The organism is Streptomyces sp. NPDC001415, assembly GCF_053597395.1.
This window is the reverse complement of sequence record NZ_JBSFIE010000023.1, coordinates 44274-63312: the sequence shown is the minus strand read 5'-3', so window position 1 is coordinate 63312 and position 19039 is coordinate 44274. Positions and strand designations below refer to the sequence as shown.

Genomic DNA, 19039 nt, shown 5'->3' with positions numbered 1-19039 from the left:
GGGGGGCGGTCAGGGGGTTTCCGGAGCGGGGTGCTCCTCCTCCCTCTCCGCCAGTTGCTCGGGGGCGGGCAGTCGCCGTATCAGGCCGGTCAGGGTGGGCAGCGCGGCCAGAGTCGACACGAGGCCCATGAAGGCGAACACCCAGGGGGCTCCGCCCGCGTCGAAGATGGTGCCGATCGCGAGGATGCCGAGCGGCTGGGCGACGTAGGCGAGGAAGGTGACGGCTCCCATCACGCGGCCTTGCATCCGGTCGGGGACGAGCACGGCGACGTAGGCGAAGAACAGGGCGTTCACGATCGGACCGCGCAGGAAGACGAGGCCGAGTACGACGCCGAGCGAGATCACTCCGGGCACGGTCATCAGGAGGACGGCCGCGACGGGGCCGATCCACGCCGCCGCGAGGAACAGGGTGGCGGGCTTCAGCCGTTTCAGAGCCCAGGTCGCCAGGGCCGCGCCGACCAGGCCGCCGGCTCCGGCGATGCTGAGCATGAGGCTGATCGAGCCTTCTGAGGCTCCCCGGTCCTTGCCTGCGGCGATCAGTGCGAGAAAGGCGCCGGTGTGGTTGAACGCCATGTTGGAGCCCATGATCCACACGATCCAGACGAGCAGCACCGGCGTGCGCCGGATGAACCGGAACCCTTCCCTCGCCTTGCCGCGCTCACCGCCCGCGACAGGCGCGGCCTGGAGCGGCTTGCGCACGAAGAGCAGCGAGACGGCGGCGGCGGCGAAGGCCAGGCCGGTCGCGACGAAGGGCAGGGAACGCGCCACCCCGAACAGCGAGCTGCCCAGCGGGGCACCGGCGACAGTGGCGCCCAGCGGCCGGATCTGGTTCTGCGCGGTGGCCTTCGTCAGCTGCGAGGGCGGCACCACCTGCTTGATCGCGGCGAGTGCGGGCGGCTCGGACAGCCCCAGGCACAGCGCGGAGAGCCCGACGAGGGCGAAGACGGAGGGGACGTTCGCGTGGCCGCTGACGACGAGCAGGCTGAACAGGCCGAGCAGGACGGCCCGTCCGGCATCGCACAGGATCATCAGGCGGCGCCGGTCCATGCGGTCGGCGAGCGTTCCGCCCCAGATCGAAGTGGCACCGGCGACGAGCAGCTGCACCGCGCCGATGGCGCCCGCGTAGGCCGCCCTGCCGGTGATGGCGAGGATCAGCAGCGGGTAGGCGACCTCGACGGACTCCTTGCCGATGGACGCGAGGAAGCGGCTGATCCACAGGGCCTGGAAGTCGCGGTTGCGGATGAGGGGAACGTCCGCATCGGGCACGGTGCCGACAGCGGTCGGCTCGGTCGGCGTCTCGGATCGGGTCACGGGCGGGTCTCGCCTTCTGTGCTGCCGGTGTGCCCGTGACGGGCGAGCGCCCGGCCCGCCTCGCGGGCGACGGCGGCGACCTGGGGTGCGGTCAGCATCGACCAGTGGTCGCCGGGAACGGGCCTGATCTCGATGGACGAGTGCAGGGGTGCGAGCCCCCGCCGGATTCGAGCCGCGTCGGCGGGGCGCGCCGCCGCCGTGAGGACGACGGCGGGGCAGGGCACCGGCCGCGGCCGGTGGCGCAGCAGCGCGCGGATACGGGAGAGGAAGATCCGGCGCATCCGGGGCGCGCGGGCCAGTTTCGCCCCGAACGTGCCGCGTCCGAGCAACACGTCCGCCTGGAGGCGCAGTTGGGCGGCGAGGAAGGCCGGGTCGGTGGCCACGGGCCGTCCCTTCCGGTCGGGCGCGTACCCGTCCAGGCACAGCAGCACGTCCACCCGCTCCCCCGCGTCGGTGAGCTGCCGCGCGGCCTCCTGGGCGACGACGGCGCCGAAGGACCAGCCGCCGAGCGTGTACGGGCCTTCCGGCTGCACGGCGCGCAGCGCGGCGACGTGCCGCTCGGCGATCTCCCCGACGGACGCGCCGAGAGCGTGCTCGCTCTCCAGCCCGTACACCGGCCGGCTGGTGTCGAGCGCGGCGGCCAGCTCCCGGTATCCGGCGGTGCTGTCCAGCGAGTCGGCTACCAGGAACACCGGGCGGCCCGCGCCCCGCCGCAGCGGGACCGTTCCCGGTGGCGTCGCCGCCTCGGCGGCCCGCTCGACGAGGGCGAGCAGGTTGCCGAAGGTCGGACGCGCGAGGAAGTCGGCCACCGGGACCGCGACGGAGGTGTGCCGTCGTACGTCGCCCATCAGGACCACCGCCGTGAGGGACTCCCCGCCGAGCGCGAGGAAGTCGTCGTCGGCACGGGCGCCGGTCGTGCCGAGGGCGGAGCACCAGAGTCGTTCGACGGTGCGCGTTGCTCCGCCGCTGTCCCCTCCCGGTCCGGCCGGCTGCTGCGGGGCGGGTGAGGAGGTGTCCCTGTCGGCGGTGACAGCGGCATCGTCGTCCGGCTCCACCGGGTCGAAGGCCGGCACGGGCAGCGAGCGCCGCCGGGGCCGGGGCGTACCGGCGAGTTCCGCGAGGTCGATGTCGGCGCCCCGCTCCCACAGCGTGCCCAGGGCGCGCAGGAGTGTGACCTCGGCGCGGTCCGCGTCGCCGCCGATGAGCGGCAGGGTCGTGTGTGCCGGGTCCCACGCGGTGTGCCGGCGCAGCGCCCCGATCGTCGACGTTCCGGGGCCCAGCTCGACGTACAGGTCGCAGTCCGCGTCGAGGAGGGCGGTCAGGCCGTCCTCCAGGCGTACGGTGCCCCGCAGTTGGGCCGCCCAGTAGTCGGGCGTGCGCAGGTGCTCGGGGTCGGCCCAGGTGCCGGTGGTGTTGGCCACCATGCGCAGCGCCGGTGGCTGGGCGGGCACGGCGGCGAAGGCGGCGCGCAGGGCGTCGGCCGCCTCCGTCATGGCGGAGGAGTGGAAGGCGTGCCGCACTTCCAGGGGGCGTACGTCGAGCCCTGCGAGGGTGTCGCTGTCCAGCAGCCGGTCCATGGCGGCGCTGGGGCCGGACAGGACGGTGCGGCCCGGCCCGGCGACCGCGACCTCGACACCGGCGTGGGCCTCGCCCAGGCGGTGGGTCAGTTCGGCGGCGGACGCGGTGACGGCGGCCATCCGGCCGGGCGCGGTGTCCCGCATGGCGGTGGCCCGGGCGTGCACCAGACGGGCGCCCTGCTCGGGGGTCCACACCCCGGCGAGGACCGCGGCCGTGTACTCGCCGATGCTGTTGCCGAGCAGGGCGCTCGGCGTCACACCGACGTCCATGAGGCGGCGGCCGAGCGCGTGCCCGAGCGCGAGCAGCCCGAGCTGCTGGTGCACCGTGTCCTCGAACCACCCGGGCGGTGCGGCCTGTTCGTCGACGACGGGGGCGAGGTCGACCCCGCACACGTCGCGCACCGTCTCCCGCCAGGTGTCGAAGGCGGCACGGAAAGAGGGCTGCAGCCGGTACGCGGCGGCGCCCGCCGCATCCGTGAGGGTGCCCTGGCCCGGCAGCAGGAAGGCGACCCGGTCGAGGCCCGCACCCGGTACGGCCGGTGCTGCCGCGCGCAGGGCGGGGGCCGCGCTCGCGGGGCTGTCGGCGACGACAGCCTGGCGCCAGGGGTGGCGTGGACGGTCGGCGAGGGTCCGGGCGGCCTGCGCGAACAGCTCGTCGCCGGTCGCCCCGTCCCGCGTGGGCGTCCTCGCGCTCTCCTCGTGCGCGGCGTCGGACTCGAAGAGGTCTGCCAGCTCTTCGCGCAGGGCGTCACGCGAGCGTGCCGAGGTGCCGGACACGGCGAGCAGCCGGGCCCCGCCGCGCGTGGCGGTGGGCACGGCCCGCACCGGGGACTCGGCCAGCACCACATGGGCGTTGGTGCCGCCGACCCCGAAGGAGCTGACGGCGGCGAGCCGGGGCCGGTGTCCTTCGGGCTCGGGCCACGGGGCGTGCCGCGCGGACACCTTGAAGGGGGTCTTGTCCAGGCCGAGCAGCGGGTTGGGCCGCTGGTAGTGGAGGGTGGGGACGAGTTCGCCGTGTTCCAGCATGAGCAGCGTCTTGATGAGTCCCGCGACGCCGGACGCGGAGCCCGTGTGCCCGATGTTGCTCTTGACGGCTCCGATCCAGCAGCTGCCCACCGCATCGGTCGAGGTGCGGAACGCGTCGGTGAGCGCCTGGAGTTCGACCGGGTCGCCCATCTTGGTGGCGGTGCCGTGCGCCTCCACATAGCCGATCTCGGCCGGGTCGATACCGGCCGTCTTCTGCGCGAGCAGGATCGCGTCGCGCTGTCCGGCGAGGGACGGCGCGGTGTAGCCGATCTTGTCGCTGCCGTCGTTGTTGAGGGCGGTGCCGAGCAGCACACCGGCGATGTGATCGTCGTCGCGCAGGGCGTCGTCGAGCCGCTTGAGGACGACGATGCCGACCCCCTCGCCGGGCACGGTGCCCCGCGCCTCCTCATCGAAGGGCCGGCAGCGCCCGTCCGGCGAAAGGATGCCGCCTTCCTGGTACATGTAGCCCCATTCGCCCTGCCGCGTCAGGGACACTCCTCCGGCGAGGGCCGCGTCGCACTCGTACGCCAGCAGGCTCTGCACCGCCGTGTGAACGGCCGTGAGCGAGGTGGAGCAGGCGGTCTGCACGGTCACGGCCGGGCCGCGCAGCCCCAGTTTGTACGCGGCGCGGGTGGTCAGGAAGTCCGGCCGGCGGCCGATCATCTGGGCCAGTGCGTCCACGTCGTCGCGCTCGGGCAGGACGGGCCCCTCGGATCCGGCGTAGAGGCCGATCCAGCCGCGGAAGCGGGCCGGGTCGAGGGCCGCGTCGTCCAGCGCCGCGGCGGCGCATTCCAGGAACACGCGGTGCTGCGGGTCGAGCAACGCGGCCTCGGCGCGGCTGTAGCCGAAGGCACGCCAGTCGAATCGGCGGGAGCCGTCGAGCACGCCGCGTGCCGCCACGTAGTCGGGGTGCCACGCCAGGTCGGGGTCCACGCCGGCCGCGACGAGGTCGTCGCGCTTGAACTGGGTGATCCCTTCGGCGCCGGAGCGCAGCCCGCCCCAGAAGGCGCGCACGTCCGGCGCGCCCGGGTAGCGGCAGGCCATGCCGACGACCGCGATCGCGGTCTCGGAGTCGTAGGGGTGGGACTGGGTGCTCATATGCGGCCCCCCGTGCCGGGGCGGCGGGTGCGTCGGCGGGCGGCGGCGCGGGCGTCGAGGTCGCTCGCGGCGTTCGCCGCTGCCGCCGGCTGTTCGTCGCGGCGTTCGACCAGGCGCGCCATGGCGCCGACCGTGGTGCTCTCGAACAGGCGCTGGATGGGCGGTTCGGTGCCGAAGGCCCGGCACAGCTCGGCGTGCAGGGTGACGAGTTTCAGCGATGTGCCGCCGCAGTCGAAGAAGTTGGCGTCGCCTCCCGGCATCCGGTCCGGGTCGAGACCGAGGACGGACGCCCAGATCGCGGCGACGCGTTGTTCGACGTCGGAGGCGGGGGAAGTGCCGGGGGCATCGGCCGCGACCGCGGGTGCGGTCGTCTCCTCGGCCCGCATGGCGCCCTCCGGGACGCCGAGCGATGCCGCGAGCCGCGCCAGGGTGGTCCCGCTCTGCTCGGCGAACGCCGCGAGGAACGCCGGGTACAGGCGCGCCAGTTCGCGTACGGCGTCGGCCGAGAGCCGGTCGCCCCGGTACACGAGCTCCCCGCTCAGCCGCTCGCCCGTCACGGTCAGGCCGACGGTCAGGGCGAACTTCCCGTACGTCGCGCTGCCCTGTGTGCCCTCCAGGGCCGACAGGGTCGCGTCGCCGATGCGCGGCGGGGTCTCCGCACGCGTCTGCGGAGCGAGCACCACGTCGAGGTACGGGGTCGCGCCCGCGCTGCGGGGCGGGTTGAGGGCTTCGACGACGTGCCCGAAGGGGACGTTCGCGTCCTCCAGGGCGTCGAGGACACTGTCGCGGACCGCTTCGAGGAGCTCGCCGACCGTCGTGTCCTCACCACAACGGGAGGGCACGACCACGGTGTTGAGGCAAGGGCCGACGACCCGCGCGAATCCGTCGCCTTCTCGCGTGTTCACGGGGAACCCGAAGGTCAGGGCGGTGTCACCGGTGACACGGTGCAGCAGCGCGGCGAGCGCGGCGGAGGCCACCATGAACCACGACATACCCAGGCGTTCCTGGAGGGGGCGCATCCGCCGCAGCAGGCCGTCGGGCAGATCGAGCGGCACGGTGCCGTGCGGCTCGGGCGCCGCCGGTGCGGCCAGGGCGAGCCGGCTGGGGGCGTCGCTCAGCCTGTCGGTCCAGCGGGCGAGCGCTTCGGGGTCGGGCCGCTCGGTGACGGCGGCCAGCTCCCGGAACTGCGGCCCGGGCGCACCAAGCGGGCCGGTTCCGCCCGCTTCGTATTCCTCGCGCAGATCCTCCAGCAGGACCGGCAACGACCCGGCGTCGAAGATGATGTGATGCGCTGTCAGGGCCAGGACCTGTCCGTCGGGACCGTCGATCAGCCTTGCGCGCAGCAGCGGTCCCGCCACGAGGTCGAAGGGGTCGGCGGCAGCGGCCCGCAGCAGGGCCGCGAGATGCTCCTGCCCGTCGGCCCGCCGGGTCCCGATCTCCGGCCGCCAGGGCCCGCCGACGAGCTGGCGCAGCCCGTCCGCGCGCCGGGCGAACGTGGTCCGCAGCGCCTCGTGCCGCGCCACCACCCGCTCCAGGGCGGCGGCGAGCCGATCCGTGTCGAGGTGCCCGTCCACCCGCCAGGCGAACGGCACGTTGTAGAGCCCGGGTTGCGGATCGAGGGTCTCGGCGAGCCAGATCTGCTGCTGGAACGCGGTGGCCTCGATCTCCTGCGGAGCAGGGACCGGCTGGGCGGCCGGGCTCTGTTCGCCGGGCTCCGCCTCGGTGTCGATGCGTGCGGCCAGATCGGCGAGGACCGGGGCGCGGAACAGATCCCGCAGCCTCAGCCGCACACCCAGGCGTTCCCGGATCCGGGCGACCAGCGTGACGCCGCGCAGCGAGTGCCCGCCGAGATCGAAGAACGAGGCGTCCCGCGAGGTCACGGGGACCTCCAGGAGCTCCGACCACATCGCGGCCAGCGTCCGCTCGGTGGGCGTGCGCAGGTCTTCGACCTGCGGTGCCGAGCCGTCCTGTTCCGGCTGCGAGGTGAGGAGTTCGAGCATGCGGGCCCGGTCCGCCTTGCCGGTGGAGCCGATCGGCAGCTCGTCCAGGACCAGCCAGCGCGCCGGGATCATGTACTCGGGCAGCCGCTCGGCGAGGCGGGCGGACAGGGCGCCGGGCAGGTCCTGGCGGGCCACGGCGGTGCTCGCGTCGGGCAGGACGCAGGCCGCCAGATTGCTGTCGTCGGTCTTCTCGACGAAGGCGGCCTCGACGAGACCGGTGGCCACGGCGGCGCGCTCGACCTCCTCCAACTCGATGCGGAAGCCGCGCAGCTTGACCTGCCGGTCGCGCCGGCCGAGCATCTCCAGCTCTTCGTCGGGCAGCAGGCGCGCCAAGTCGCCGGTGCGGTAAAGGCGTTCGCCGGTGCCGGGTACGGTGACGAACCGCTCGGCGGTCAGCTCCTCGCGGTGCAGGTAGCCGAGCGCCACCCCCGGCCCTCCCAGGCAGAGCTCCCCCGGCTCGCCGGCCGACACCTGCCGCAGCTCGTCATCAAGGACGTACGCGGTGGTGCGCTGCAGTGGGCCGCCGATCGGGATGCGCTCACGCCCGGCGAGGCTCTCCTCGGTGCACAGGAACCAGGTGGCGAACGCCGTCGCCTCGGTGGGCCCGTACCCGTTGACCAGGCGCCGTGGCCCGCCCGCGGCGAGCACCCGGCGCGTGGCGGCCAGGTCGAGCTGCTCGCCGCCGACGACGAGGGTGCGCAGGGTGGAGAAGGCGTCGGGCAGTTCCCAGGCGGCGGTGTGGAACAGCGACGTGGTCAGGAACATGACAGCTATGCCCTGGTCGCGGACGAGCGCGACCCATTCGTCCAGGGCGAGGTCGGTGACGGTGGGCAGCGGCACGACGGTGCCGCCCGCGCAGAGCGTCGACCAGATCTCGCAGGTCGTCACGTCGAAGGCCGGGTTGCAGGTGCTCGCCACCCGGTCGCCGGGCTCGATCGGGCAGTACTCGGCACCTTCCACCAAGCGCTCGACCGCGCGGTGCGGTACGGCGACGCCCTTGGGGCGCCCCGTCGAACCGGACGTGTACGTGACGTACAGCGGGTCCTCGCCGGACCGGGTGGCGAGCACCGGAGGCCGTCCGGCGTCGTCCCCACCGTCCGGGTGCAGTACGGGAGTCGAGGCCGGCACACGCGTCCGCTCACCGGCCACCGCGGCGACCGCACCCGACTCGGCCAGCAGCTCGGCGACCCGTTCGGGCGGCGCCTTGAGGTCGAGCGGCAGGTACGCGGCACCGGCGCGGGCGATGCCGAGGAACGCCACCACTAGGTCGGCGGAGCGGGGCAGGTCCACGGCCACGAGGTCACCGGGCCCCACGCCGCGGCCCGCGAGCGCGGCGGCGAGCCGCCCGGAGCGCTGCCACAGCCGCGCATACGTCAGACGGGTGCCGGTCACCGGGTCGTGCACGGCGGGTTCGGTCGGCCGGCGGCGCACCCAGCGCTCCACCAGGGCGGGCACACCCGAGGTCTCGGCGAGCCGGGCGCGGTCGATCTTGCCGTTGGTGGTGAGCGGGAGGCGCGGCAGCGTCACCACGTCGTCGGGCACCAGATAGGACGGCAGCTCGTCCCGCAGGGCACGGCACAACGCCACGACATCGACGCCCGATCCGTCCCCCGATCCGTCCTGCGCTCCGTCTTCGAGAACGACATAGGCCGTCATCCGGCCACCACCGTCTCCGTCCTTGTCGACGACGACCGACGCCTGGGCGACGGAGGGCTGCCGCACCAGCGCCGCCTCCGTCTCCCCCGGTTCGATGCGGAACCCGTTGACCTTGACCTGGCGGTCGGCGCGCCCCACGTACCGCAGGTCACCGGCCGCGTCCTTGCGAGCCAGGTCCCCGGTGGCGTACATCCGCTCGCCCCGCTCGCCGAACGGGTCGGGCAGGAACCGCTCCCGGGTCAGTGCCTCGTCGCCCGCGTACCCGGCGGTGACATGCGCCCCGGCCACGTACAGCTGCCCGGTCTCCCCGTCCGTGACGGGCCGCAGCTCCTCGTCGAGGAGGTACACGCGGGTGTGGTCCATCGGGCGGCCGATGGGGATGTCCCCGTCCACCGGCGGCCCGGGGTGGATGCGGTGGCGGGTGGCGAAGGTGGTGGTCTCGGTCGGGCCGTAGCCGTTGTAGAGGGTGATCCCGGGGCAGGCGTCGACGACACGGCGCACCGCGTGTGCCGGAACCACGTCACCGCCGGCCCACACCTCACGGGCACCGTTCAGACATCCCGGGTCGCCGGTGGCCAGCGCCCCGAACAGGCCCGCGGTGAGCCACAGTGCGGTGACCCGGCCACTGCCCACCAGGCGTCGCAGGAGCGGGGCGTTGATCTCCTCGGGGGCCACCACGACGCGGCCGCCGGACAGCAGCGGCACCCAGATCTCGTACGCGGAGGCGTCGAAGGCGTGCGGCGAGTGGAACAGGACCCGCTCGTGGGCGCCGCCGCGCCACACGCGGTCGAGCGCCAGGGCGAGCAGGTTGCGGTGCGTGACCCGCACCCCCTTGGGGATGCCCGTGGACCCGGAGGTGTGCATGACGCACAGCACGTCGTCGGCCCCGGGTGCCTCGGCGCCCGGCTCGTCGACGGCGGCGTCGTACGGCGGTTGCACTCCGTCGGACATGCCGTCGGCCACGTCGCCCTCGCCGATCAGCACGGTGCGCCGCCCCGCCGCCACGGGGTGCTGCTCGGTGCTCGCGTCCACCACCAGCAGCACGCAGTCGGAGCCGTCGAGGATCGCGCCCAGCCGCGCCTCGGGAGAACGCGCGTCGAGCGGCACATAGGCGGCGCCCGTCTTCGCGAGGGCGAGCAGGGTCACCACAACGGCGGCGGACCGCTCGACCAGCACGCCGACGCGGCCGCCGCGACGGGCGCCGTGGGCGACGAGACGCCGGGCTAGAGAATCGGCACGGGCGTTCAACTCCGTGTAGGAGAGCCGGTGTTCACCGTTCGGCCCGTACTCGACTGCGACCGCGTCGGGTGTCTCGGCGACCTGCTTCTCGAAGACCTCGCTCAGACCGCTGTCCGGAATCGGTATCTCCGGCACGTCGGTCGCTGCGAGCGCGCCAGCGCTCCCGTGCACCTCGCTCAGCCTTTCCATGACAGCCTTTCCGTGACGGTTGTGCCCGGCGACGGCCAAGCACACCGGACTGGCCTTCGGCGCACGATGCGCGAGGCCTGGACATGTGGGATGAGAACTCAGGCCTCAACGGCCCAGTGGGACAAGAAGGATCGCGAACGCCGAACCGGACAGGAGCCGGGGTCGAAGCCGATCGCAGTCGTGTGTCGTGTCGTCGTGTGTCGTGTCAGGGAGGGGCCGCGTCACAGCACGGCCGGCCACCCGTTGGTCTCCTGCACGGACGCCGTTGTCCGATTGCGCCCCGGCGGACGTATCGCCGGCTCCCCCATGTGCTCGCTCCCCCCACAGCATTCAAGCCACAACATTCAAGATCACGAAGAGGCCTCCAATCTACGAACGGGCACTCACCGGGGGCAAGAAGGGTCCGGCTTCTGGCTGGAAAAGTCGCCAACCCCTACCAGGCATAAGCTTTTGACCTGCGGTGACATCCATAGCGCCGGAAACTGAAGGGCACGACGGGACCCAGCCGTGACTGATTTCCATCCCCGGACGCCAAGGGAGCGGACCAGCCATGCCGGCCCGCAGGTGCCCATCCGTTCCGCCAGTCGGGCAGCCGCACGACCTCCCCTTTCCCGCGCAGCAAAACGGCCTGTTTCCGCCCGGCGAAGACGAACAGGCGATGAACTGACGCGCGACAGAACCCCCTCTCACCTGCGACGATTCCCCAGGGGCATCACACGATGCGAATATCGCGCTTGATCACGTCATGGGCCTGAGCCAAGATCCCTGTGAGCGGCAGGAAACATGCCTGATACACGGGGGGGCATTCCCAGGCGTTCCGCTCTCTCTGCGCGAATTCGCGACTCCCCCCATTCGGGCTTCCGGCTTTATTCCAACGGGGGAAGCATGCCTCACCAGCTCTACGCATATCAGCGCAAGGAATTGACTGAACCCGACTGGCAGCGCATACCCGGGTGGCGCCGTACAACGTCACAGCAATGGCGGGACGCATGGCCGAGCTGATTGCGAGCGTGACCGCGTGACCACCCTCATCGTCGGAGCCGGGCTCGCCGGGCTCACCGCCGCCACCGCACTCGCCGATGCGGGACGGCAGGTGACGGTACTGGAGGCCCGCGACCGGGTGGGCGGCCGTACCCACGGCATCGAAGCGGCCCCGGGCCAGTGGGCGGACGCGGGCGCCGCCTACCTCGGCGAGCGTCACACCGAACTGAAGTCCCTCATCGCCCGCCTGGGCCTGGTCACCACGCCCACCACCACCGACGGCCGGAGCAGGTTCTCCCTCGGCGGCGGCCCACAGGGCAGCGAAGGCCGCTTCCCGCCCCTGAGCGCCGTCGCCCTTGGGCAGTTGTTCGATGCCCTGGACGAGGTGACCCGATCGGTCCGCACCGACGCTCCGTGGCTCACGCCGGACGCCGAGCGCCTGGACCGGATCAGCGCGGCGGAATGGGTCGGGCAGCATGTCGACCACGCCGACGCCCGGCTGTTCTTCCCACTGTTCCTGGGCGAGATGATGGCCGCCGACCCGGCCGACGTGTCCGTCCTGCACATGGCCTTCTATCTGAAGTCCGGCGGCGGCATCCGCTATCTCAACGCGTTCGCGGGCGGCGCGCAGGAGGACCGGGTCGACGGGGGCGCCCATCGGCTGAGCGAGTTGCTCGCCGCCAAGCTGGGGGACCGGGTCCTTCTCGGGGAGCCCGCGCGCGTGGTCGAGGAACACGGCTCCACGGTGCGCGTGCACACCGACCGGGGTGTCCACGAGGCCGACTCCCTCATCGTCGCCGTGCCCCCGCTGCTCGCCGACGCCATCGAGTACCGTCCGGGGCTGCCCTTCCGTCGCGCCGGTTCCACCACGGTCCCGGGCTGCGCCGTCAAGGTGCACCTCGTGTACCCGCGCCCGCTCTGGCGTGATCACGGGCTCTCCGGCTGGTCGGTGAGTGCCGATGGCCCGCTCCTGTCCACGGTGGACGACTCCCCGCCCGGCGACGGCGTCGGCATCCTGACCGGCTTCGTCACGGGACGCGAGGCCGTTCGGTTCGCGCAGGGGCGTACGCGCGTGCCGAGCGGATCAGCCTGGCCGCATATCCTCCGCCCGCGGCACCGGTGAATCCGAGCCGCGCGGTGCCCGCGGTGCCGCGTGACAGGGCGACGGCATCGGCGCAGGCGTCGTTCAACCCTTCGTGCAGCGGCCACAGTCTGTCGATCAGAAGCTTTCCCAGGGCGGTCATCCGCACATGCCGGCTGCTCCGCTCGAAGAGCTGGCCACCGACCTTCTGCTCGGCATCCCGCAGCAGGCGACTCACCCGCGACTGCGAAATGCGCAGCTTGCTGCCCGTCCGCCCGAAATGGAGCTGCTCGCTGAGGGTGATGAGGCATTCGATTTCACGCAGTTCAAGCACGTTTGCCCCTTGTCTGTGGAACCAATGGGACCAGCGCTGTCGGCGCGAGCAGAACGGACAGACCACGGACGCCGTCACGGCCACGACGTGAGCCATAACCATGGAAACACCGGCCGACAGGGCCGAGACAATTGTCCGAGAAATTCTGTAAAGTCCGTCCCGAACTCTTTATCATGGCTGCTCCGTTCATGGCGAGTGGTCCTGCGATACCCCTCCCATGCAATCACGCCACCTCAATCGGCCCCGGCTCCACCGTGACCAGGCTCCCCGGAATCGGCCGATCCATCGGGGCACCGCCGACGACGGCGCACACGAGGCGTCCAGGCCGCAAATACCGGATCACAGAGGAAGCACCAAACGCATCGGTTGGCACAATTTCACCGCCCCGCCAAATTCAACTCCCGACAGAAATTACCCAACCCATTTAATTCGTAGAGAATCGGGCGAAAAACTTTGGCCTGAACATGATGATCTTCGACGGCTAATCCAGGCAGGGCCGGCCGGGGCACCTCGCATTCCCTGCCGGCCATCAGCCCCAGAGCCCGGCCTCGCGCGGCTCTCCCCCGCATGCCGGCTCACTCACCACGGCGGAAGGGCCAGCCCCTCACCCCAGCCGCGCGCAACCCCTCAACACACCCACCGCACTCCATTCGGAACGTAAATCCGCCCACATCCCCCACCTCGGTGATGGTGAGCACGTTCTCGACGGGCAGCGGGAACGGCGCGTCCAGGTACCGTTCGGGCATGGGCACATATGTGTCCACGGCGTCGAGCAGCGCGCCGACCGCCTCGGTCCAACGCGGCTCGCCCGCAAGGGCCTTGAACCCCGAGACCCGTACGACGGGCACGGAGTCTCCTCCGTATCCGCGCGAGGAGAGCAGCTCGCGGGCCTCCAGCTCGACCAGGTCGGTCAGCTCTTCGTTCCCCTCGTCCGCCTTGTTGAGCGCGACCACGATGTGGTCCACCCCCACGTGACGGGCGAGCAGGACGTGCTCCGCGGTCTGCGGCATGATCCCGTCGAGTGCGGAGACCACGAGGATCGCGCCGTCGAGTTGGGCGGCGCCGGTGACCATGTTCTTGACGTAGTCGGCGTGACCCGGCATGTCGACGTGCGCGTGGTGGCGGGTGCCGGTCTCGGACTCGACGTGCGCGATGTCGATGGTGGTGCCGCGGGCGGCCTCCTCCGGGGCCCGGTCGACCAGGTCGATCCGGTTGATCCGGTCGAACGGCACGAACGTGCCGCTGCCGCGCTCGGCGAGCACTTTGGTGATGGCGGCGGTCAGGGCCGTCCTGCCGTGGTCGACGTGGCCCATGGTGCCGATGTTGAGGTGGGGCTTGGTGCGTACGTATGCCGTCTTGGGCATGGCTGAATGTCCCTCGCGTGGTCGCGGAGCTGTGCTCGGACCCCTCGATACGGCCGACCCTCCCCGTGCGGGGTCCGCCGGACTGTCCGGGAAGGGTCAGCTTCGGGCGCCACCGAGGGACGCTGCGACTGCGGAGGCCGTTGTGATGACGGCAGCCTTCGGCGTGTCCGCGCCCGCGGAGGGCGCTGCGAGGAAGGCGTACCTGGACATGTCGCCGATCATCCCTGGTGGGCGGGGAGGCGTCGAATGGTTTTCGGCGGGCGGAAGTCGGGGCGTCGGGCGCCGCCCACAGGTGCTTCGACGCCCCGCGCACGGACAGCGGCGACAGGCGTTCGCGCTCGGCCGCCGCTGTGGCGCGTACCGCGCCCGGGTCGGTGTTGGCGTCCTCGCGCAGGCCGGCTCTTACACCGGGCATCCGTCGGCGTCGGTTAGTCTCCCCGAATGCTCGCCCCCGCCGTCCGCCCGTCCCCCGGCCTCGCCGCCCGCTGCGCGAGAGCAGTGCTCTCGCCGTGGGCGCGGCTCGGGCTGCTCGTCGTGGTGCTCGCGGCCGCAGGGGGTGCCGTGCTGGTGCTGCAGCCCCAGCGGCTGCTCGCCGACGGCTGGCCGCCGCAGGTGGGCGGGGCCGGCGCGGTGGTGCTCTTCGCGGTGGCGTACGGGCTGTGCACGGCGGCGTTCGTGCCGCGCCCGATCCTCAATCTGGCCGCCGGGGCCCTCTTCGCCACCTGGGCCGGATTCGCGTCCTCCCTCGCGGGCACCGTGCTGGGCGCAGGCATTGCGTTCGGGCTCGGCCGGGTGCTCGGGCAGGACGCGCTGCGGCCCCTGTTGCGCGGGCGCTGGCTGAGGGCGGCGGACGGCCAGCTGTCGCGGCACGGGTTCCGCTCGATGATGGCGATCCGGCTGTTCCCCGGCGTGCCCTTCGCCGCCGCCAACTACTGCGCGGCGGTCTCGCGCATGGGCTGGGCGCCGTTCCTCCTCGCGACCGGCCTCGGCTCGGTCCCCAACACCCTCGCGTACGTCGTCGCGGGCAGCAGCGCCTCGTCGCCGACCTCGCCCGCCTTCCTGATCGCGATGGGCTTCATCGTGCTGAGCGGAGCCGCGGCCGCCGCGGTGGCCTGGCGCAAGCGCCACCGGCTGCGGTAGCGGTAGCGGCAGGGCGGAGCCGACGTACGGCCGCCCTCGCGGGGAGCCCCCCTGTTTCGCCGTACCGGCCGCGCTTCCCCCACGCCTCGTAGTGTCAACCATCCGTTAACCCACGGCCGTTACCGTGCCCTCGATCCGCGCAAGATCTCCGGTGCAGCCGTGCTGCCCCGGCGCTCCGGCCGGTCCCCGTCGTGCCCACCGGCCGCGGCCCCCGACCCTCTTGGATGGCACAGCAACCCATGTCTTGGTTCGAATCGTTCATACTCGGGCTCGTCCAGGGGCTGACGGAGTTCCTGCCCATCTCCTCCAGCGCGCATCTGCGGCTGACCGCGGCCTTCGCGGGCTGGCAGGACCCGGGTCCGGCGTTCACGGCGATCACGCAGATCGGCACCGAGACGGCCGTCCTCATCTACTTCCGCAAGGACATCGCGCGGATCGTCTCTGCCTGGTTCCGCTCGCTCACCGACCGCTCCCTGCGCGATGACCACGATGCGCGGATGGGCTGGCTCGTCATCATCGGTTCGATCCCGATCGGGGTGCTCGGCATCGTCCTGAAGCACCAGATCGACACCTCCTTCCGCGATCTGCGGGTGATCGCCACCACCCTGGTCGCGATGGGCCTCGTGCTGGGCATCGCCGACCGGCTCGCGGCCCGCGACGAGTCGGGCGGCCGCCACCGGGCCGCCAAGGAGCGCAAGTCGTTGCGCGAACTCAGCACCAGGGACGGCCTGATCTACGGCATCTGCCAGGCCATGGCCCTCATCCCGGGCGTCTCGCGCTCCGGCGCCACCATCAGCGGCGGCCTCCTCATGGGCTACACCCGCGAGGCGGCGGCCCGTTACTCCTTCCTGCTCGCCATCCCCGCCGTACTGGCCTCGGGGGTCTTCGAGCTGAAGGACGCGGGCGGCCCGGGTCAGGCTCCGATGCTTCCGACGCTCTTCGCCGCGGTCATCGCCTTCGGCGTGGGGTTCGCGGTGATCGCGTGGTTTATGAAGTTCATCTCCAGCAAGAGCTTCATGCCCTTCGTGGTCTACCGCATCGTGCTCGGCATCGCCCTGTTCGTCCTCATCGCCGCGGGCACCCTCAGCCCGGACGCGGGCGGCGGCCTCTAACTCGCGCCATTCGTAAGGGAGTTGAGCCACAAGCAAGGGGATCCGTACGGGAGTTGCCTCCGTCAGCCCGCCGACGACTCCGGGCCGTCCCCCTTCAGCTCCTCCGCGCGCAGCGCCAGGTCCTGGAGCACGTCGGCCGATGTCACGTCCTGCTCGCCGGAGTCGTGGACCTGGGCGAGCGCCACGAACGCCAGGCTGAACGCGGCGACGAGCTGGCGGATGGCCCCGCCGACCTCCCTGGCCACGAGGGCGGCCATCTCCTGCGGGGTGGCGTCGGCCGGGATCTCGATGTGCGGCATCGTCTCGTTGAGCAGAGCGGTGACGATGCCGATCTCCGTGTCCCGGGCGCCCCGTTCGGCGTCCGCCTCGATGCGGCGGCGGTAGTCCCCGGCCTCGGTGAGAATGCCGATCACTCGCTTGAGAACCTCGCTCTGCTCCATGCCGCGAGGATAGGCGGCGACGTCCGCCCCGGTGCCGGGCAACGCCCCGACCGAGCCGGGCAGTTGTCGCGCCGGTGCGGCCACCTGTCCGGATTCCGCCCCCGGGAACCGCTTCATATCGGCCTCCTCACCTCCCTCAACTGCCTCATGTTGGCTGAGAGTTCCCACTCCGTGGCGCTGGGTCACCTGATGGCCGTAGGCTTCTCCCCATGCCCCCGACTTTCGACCGCCGCTCCCTTCGCCCTGCCGACGTGGTGAACGCGGAGATCCGCTCGCTGTGGGAGCGGTCCGACGGGCGCCTCTCGCCCGAAGAGGAGGAGCGCTACCACTGGCTCCTGGTCGAGTGGGCCGCGGCCGTACGCGATGACGCCGCCCAGGCGGCCTGACATCGGGCGGGCCAAACGTCCCACAGCCTGTGATCTTGCCCACCACCCCACCGCTCCCACCTGGGGTTCGGCGCATTTGGCCGGGTCGGTTGTCCGACCGGCCCCGTAGCCTGGTCGCATGTCCTCCTCCTCCGAGCGGCCCGGCCCCGCGCCGTCCGACCTGAACGCCGCCAACGACGCCATCCGTGCGCTCGTCGACGGCGCGGACGGGCACTGGCCCGCGGAGGAGTACGAGCGGCTGCTCACCGAGTGGGCCGCGGCGGTGGACGAAAGCACCCCCGTGGCAGCGGGAGCCGCCTCGCGTCGGCGGGCCTGAGCCCCGCGAATTCCAGTTGCTGTGGCCCTGGTCACGGTGTTGGAGTGGCCGGATGCACACCAACACGCCGCACAGCGGCACCGATGACGAGTTGCTCGCGATCTTCGACCGGCAGATACGGCAGAACGCCCTGCCGGACGGCCTTGGCGCGACGATCGAGCGGACCGGCGACGTCGTACGGCAGGTGGGTCCCGGCCATGTGTGGAACGGCATCCTCTGGTCGGACCTGACCGCGGCGACCGCGGACGCGGAGATCGCGGCCCAGGCCCGCCACTTCGCCTCGCTCGGCAACGAGTGCGAGTGGAAGCTGTACGCCCACGACCGCCCCGCCGACCTCGGGCAGCGCCTGCGCGCGGCCGGATTCGAGGCCGAGCCAGAGGAGACCCTCATGGTCGCCCGGGTCGCGGACCTCCCCCTCGACGTGGAGCCCGCCGACGGCATCACCCTGCGCCCGGTGACCGACACGGCCGGGGTGGACCTCATGACGCACGTCCACGAGCGGGCCTTCGGCAACGACTCCTCCGCGCGTGTCAGGGAACGCCTCCTCGCCCAGTTCGCCGAGGCCCCCGACACCATCACGGCGGTCGTTGCCATGGCCGGGGACGTGCCGGTGAGCGCGGCCCGCATGGACTTCCACCCCGGTACCGAGTTCGCCAGTCTGTGGGGCGGCGGCACCCTCCCCGAGTGGCGCGGCAAGGGGATCTACCGCGCCCTGATCGCCTACCGCACCCGCATCGCCGCCGAGCGCGGCTACCGCTACCTCCAGGTCGACGCGTCCGACCAGAGCCGCCCCATCCTGCAGCGCCTCGGCTTCACCCCGCTGACGGTGACGACGCCGTACATCCGCCGGCCGTAAGCGCGGGCGCGTTGTCCGCCGACCGTGAGAGCGGCGCCACATCGGGGAGCCGCGAGAGCCGACGGTCAGCCCTGGCCCTCGAACTCCTCGAACGCTCCGTGCCGGCCGGCCCCCGCCGCGAACCTCGCCGCTCCCCTGGTCGCCTCCTCCAGCGCGTGGGCGCCGTGGCGCACCTCGCCCAGCAGGGCTTCCGGTTCGCCGAGGCCCTCCTGTTCGAGCAGCGACATCCGGTCGTGGCGCAGGCACGTCTGCGGGAAGGCGGCGATCTCGGCGGCCAGCCGCTGCGCCGCGGCGAGGGCGGTGCCGGTGGGGACGACCCGGTCGGCGAGGCCGATGGCGTGGGCCTCGGCCGAGTCCACCGGCCGCCCGGTGAGAACCAGGTCCATGGCGCGGCCCGCCCCTATGAGCCTCGGCAGCCGTACCGTCCCGCCGTCGATCAGGGGCACGCCCCAGCGCCGGCAGAAGACGCCGAACACGGCGTCCTCCTCCATCACCCGCAGATCGCACCACAGCGCGAGTTCGAGGCCGCCCGCCACCGCGTGACCGGCGACGGCCGCGATCACCGGCTTGGAGAGCCTGAGGCGGGTCGGTCCCATCGGGCCGTCGCCGTCCTCGGTGACGGTGTTGCCGCGTTCGGTGCCGATGGCCTTCAGGTCGGCGCCCGCGCAGAATGTGCCGCCCTCGCCCCAGAGCACCGCCACCGAGGCCCCCTCGTCGGCCTCGAAGGCGCGGAAGGCGTCGGCGAGGGCCTTCGCGGTCGGGCCGTCCACCGCGTTGCGCACGCCGGGCCGCGAAAGGATCACCGTCGTGACCGGGCCGCGCCGTTCGCTGCGTACCGCCGGAGCCGTCTCATCAGTCATGGCGCCAGCGGTAGCACGGGGCGCCAACCAGCCACAAGTGCAGGGCTCTTGGCGTTCCGGGCTCGCTGGCACA

At 72.4% G+C, this 19039-nt stretch carries 12 protein-coding genes and 1 pseudogene; 6 read left to right on the top strand and 7 right to left on the bottom strand.

The window, feature by feature from the left end; translation table 11 throughout:
- Positions 1-9: 9 nt before the first annotated feature.
- Genes ACWC2B_RS26525 through ACWC2B_RS26515 form a run of 3 tightly spaced genes read right to left on the bottom strand, consistent with a single transcriptional unit; the run spans position 10 to position 10096 of the window.
- Positions 10-1311, bottom strand: a complete 1302-nt coding sequence (locus ACWC2B_RS26525; protein WP_450720735.1) for an MFS transporter — start codon at positions 1309-1311, stop codon at positions 10-12.
- Positions 1308-5012 carry a type I polyketide synthase gene (locus ACWC2B_RS26520; protein ID WP_450720733.1) on the bottom strand — a complete coding sequence of 1235 codons (3705 nt, stop codon included), beginning with the start codon at positions 5010-5012 and terminating at the stop codon, positions 1308-1310. Before ACWC2B_RS26520 ends, ACWC2B_RS26525 begins: the two co-directional genes overlap by 4 nt.
- Positions 5009-10096: an amino acid adenylation domain-containing protein gene (locus ACWC2B_RS26515; RefSeq protein ID WP_450720731.1), complete on the bottom strand. Its 5088-nt coding sequence runs from the start codon at positions 10094-10096 to the stop codon at positions 5009-5011. Before ACWC2B_RS26515 ends, ACWC2B_RS26520 begins: the two co-directional genes overlap by 4 nt.
- Before the next feature lie 1018 nt (positions 10097-11114).
- Between ACWC2B_RS26515 and ACWC2B_RS26510 the strand changes: the two genes are divergently transcribed.
- A complete protein-coding gene (locus ACWC2B_RS26510; protein WP_450720729.1) occupies positions 11115-12200 on the top strand; it encodes a flavin monoamine oxidase family protein in 1086 nt (361 codons plus the stop codon).
- Here the strand turns inward: ACWC2B_RS26510 and ACWC2B_RS26505 are convergent.
- Together ACWC2B_RS26505 and ACWC2B_RS26500 are read right to left on the bottom strand one after the other, a co-directional pair.
- Positions 12106-12492 carry a LysR family transcriptional regulator gene (locus tag ACWC2B_RS26505; protein ID WP_450720727.1) on the bottom strand — a complete coding sequence of 129 codons (387 nt, stop codon included), beginning with the start codon at positions 12490-12492 and terminating at the stop codon, positions 12106-12108. The two genes, ACWC2B_RS26510 and ACWC2B_RS26505, sit on opposite strands and share 95 nt — an antisense overlap.
- A 668-nt stretch (positions 12493-13160) precedes the next feature.
- Positions 13161-13856, bottom strand: a pseudogene (locus ACWC2B_RS26500) (GTP-binding protein); the annotation flags it as partial.
- A 441-nt stretch (positions 13857-14297) separates the two neighbouring features.
- On the opposite strand from ACWC2B_RS26500, the gene ACWC2B_RS26495 reads away from it, so the two are divergent.
- On the top strand, positions 14298-14996 hold the full coding sequence (locus ACWC2B_RS26495; protein ID WP_450720725.1) for a TVP38/TMEM64 family protein: 699 nt from the start codon (positions 14298-14300) through the stop codon (positions 14994-14996).
- Between the two features lie 239 nt (positions 14997-15235).
- The gene (locus ACWC2B_RS26490; RefSeq protein WP_450720723.1) at positions 15236-16108 is read left to right on the top strand and encodes an undecaprenyl-diphosphate phosphatase; all 873 of its coding nucleotides are present in this window, start codon (positions 15236-15238) and stop codon (positions 16106-16108) included.
- A gap of 62 nt (positions 16109-16170) precedes the next feature.
- Here ACWC2B_RS26490 and ACWC2B_RS26485 read toward each other — a convergent pair whose 3' ends face one another.
- Positions 16171-16548 (bottom strand): hypothetical protein, encoded by a 378-nt coding sequence (locus tag ACWC2B_RS26485; RefSeq protein WP_450720831.1) that lies wholly within the window; start codon positions 16546-16548, stop codon positions 16171-16173.
- 209 nt (positions 16549-16757) lie between these two features.
- On the opposite strand from ACWC2B_RS26485, the gene ACWC2B_RS26480 reads away from it, so the two are divergent.
- From ACWC2B_RS26480 to ACWC2B_RS26470, 3 genes are all read left to right on the top strand, one after another.
- Positions 16758-16934, top strand: coding sequence for a hypothetical protein (locus tag ACWC2B_RS26480; RefSeq protein WP_450720721.1), 177 nt, complete (start codon positions 16758-16760; stop codon positions 16932-16934).
- Between the two features lie 118 nt (positions 16935-17052).
- Positions 17053-17250, top strand: a complete 198-nt coding sequence (locus ACWC2B_RS26475; protein WP_450720719.1) for a hypothetical protein — start codon at positions 17053-17055, stop codon at positions 17248-17250.
- Between the two features lie 52 nt (positions 17251-17302).
- On the top strand, positions 17303-18106 hold the full coding sequence (locus ACWC2B_RS26470) for a GNAT family N-acetyltransferase (RefSeq protein ID WP_450720717.1): 804 nt from the start codon (positions 17303-17305) through the stop codon (positions 18104-18106).
- Between the two features lie 65 nt (positions 18107-18171).
- Here ACWC2B_RS26470 and ACWC2B_RS26465 read toward each other — a convergent pair whose 3' ends face one another.
- Positions 18172-18966 carry a crotonase/enoyl-CoA hydratase family protein gene (locus ACWC2B_RS26465; protein ID WP_450720715.1) on the bottom strand — a complete coding sequence of 265 codons (795 nt, stop codon included), beginning with the start codon at positions 18964-18966 and terminating at the stop codon, positions 18172-18174.
- Positions 18967-19039 lie beyond the last annotated feature (73 nt).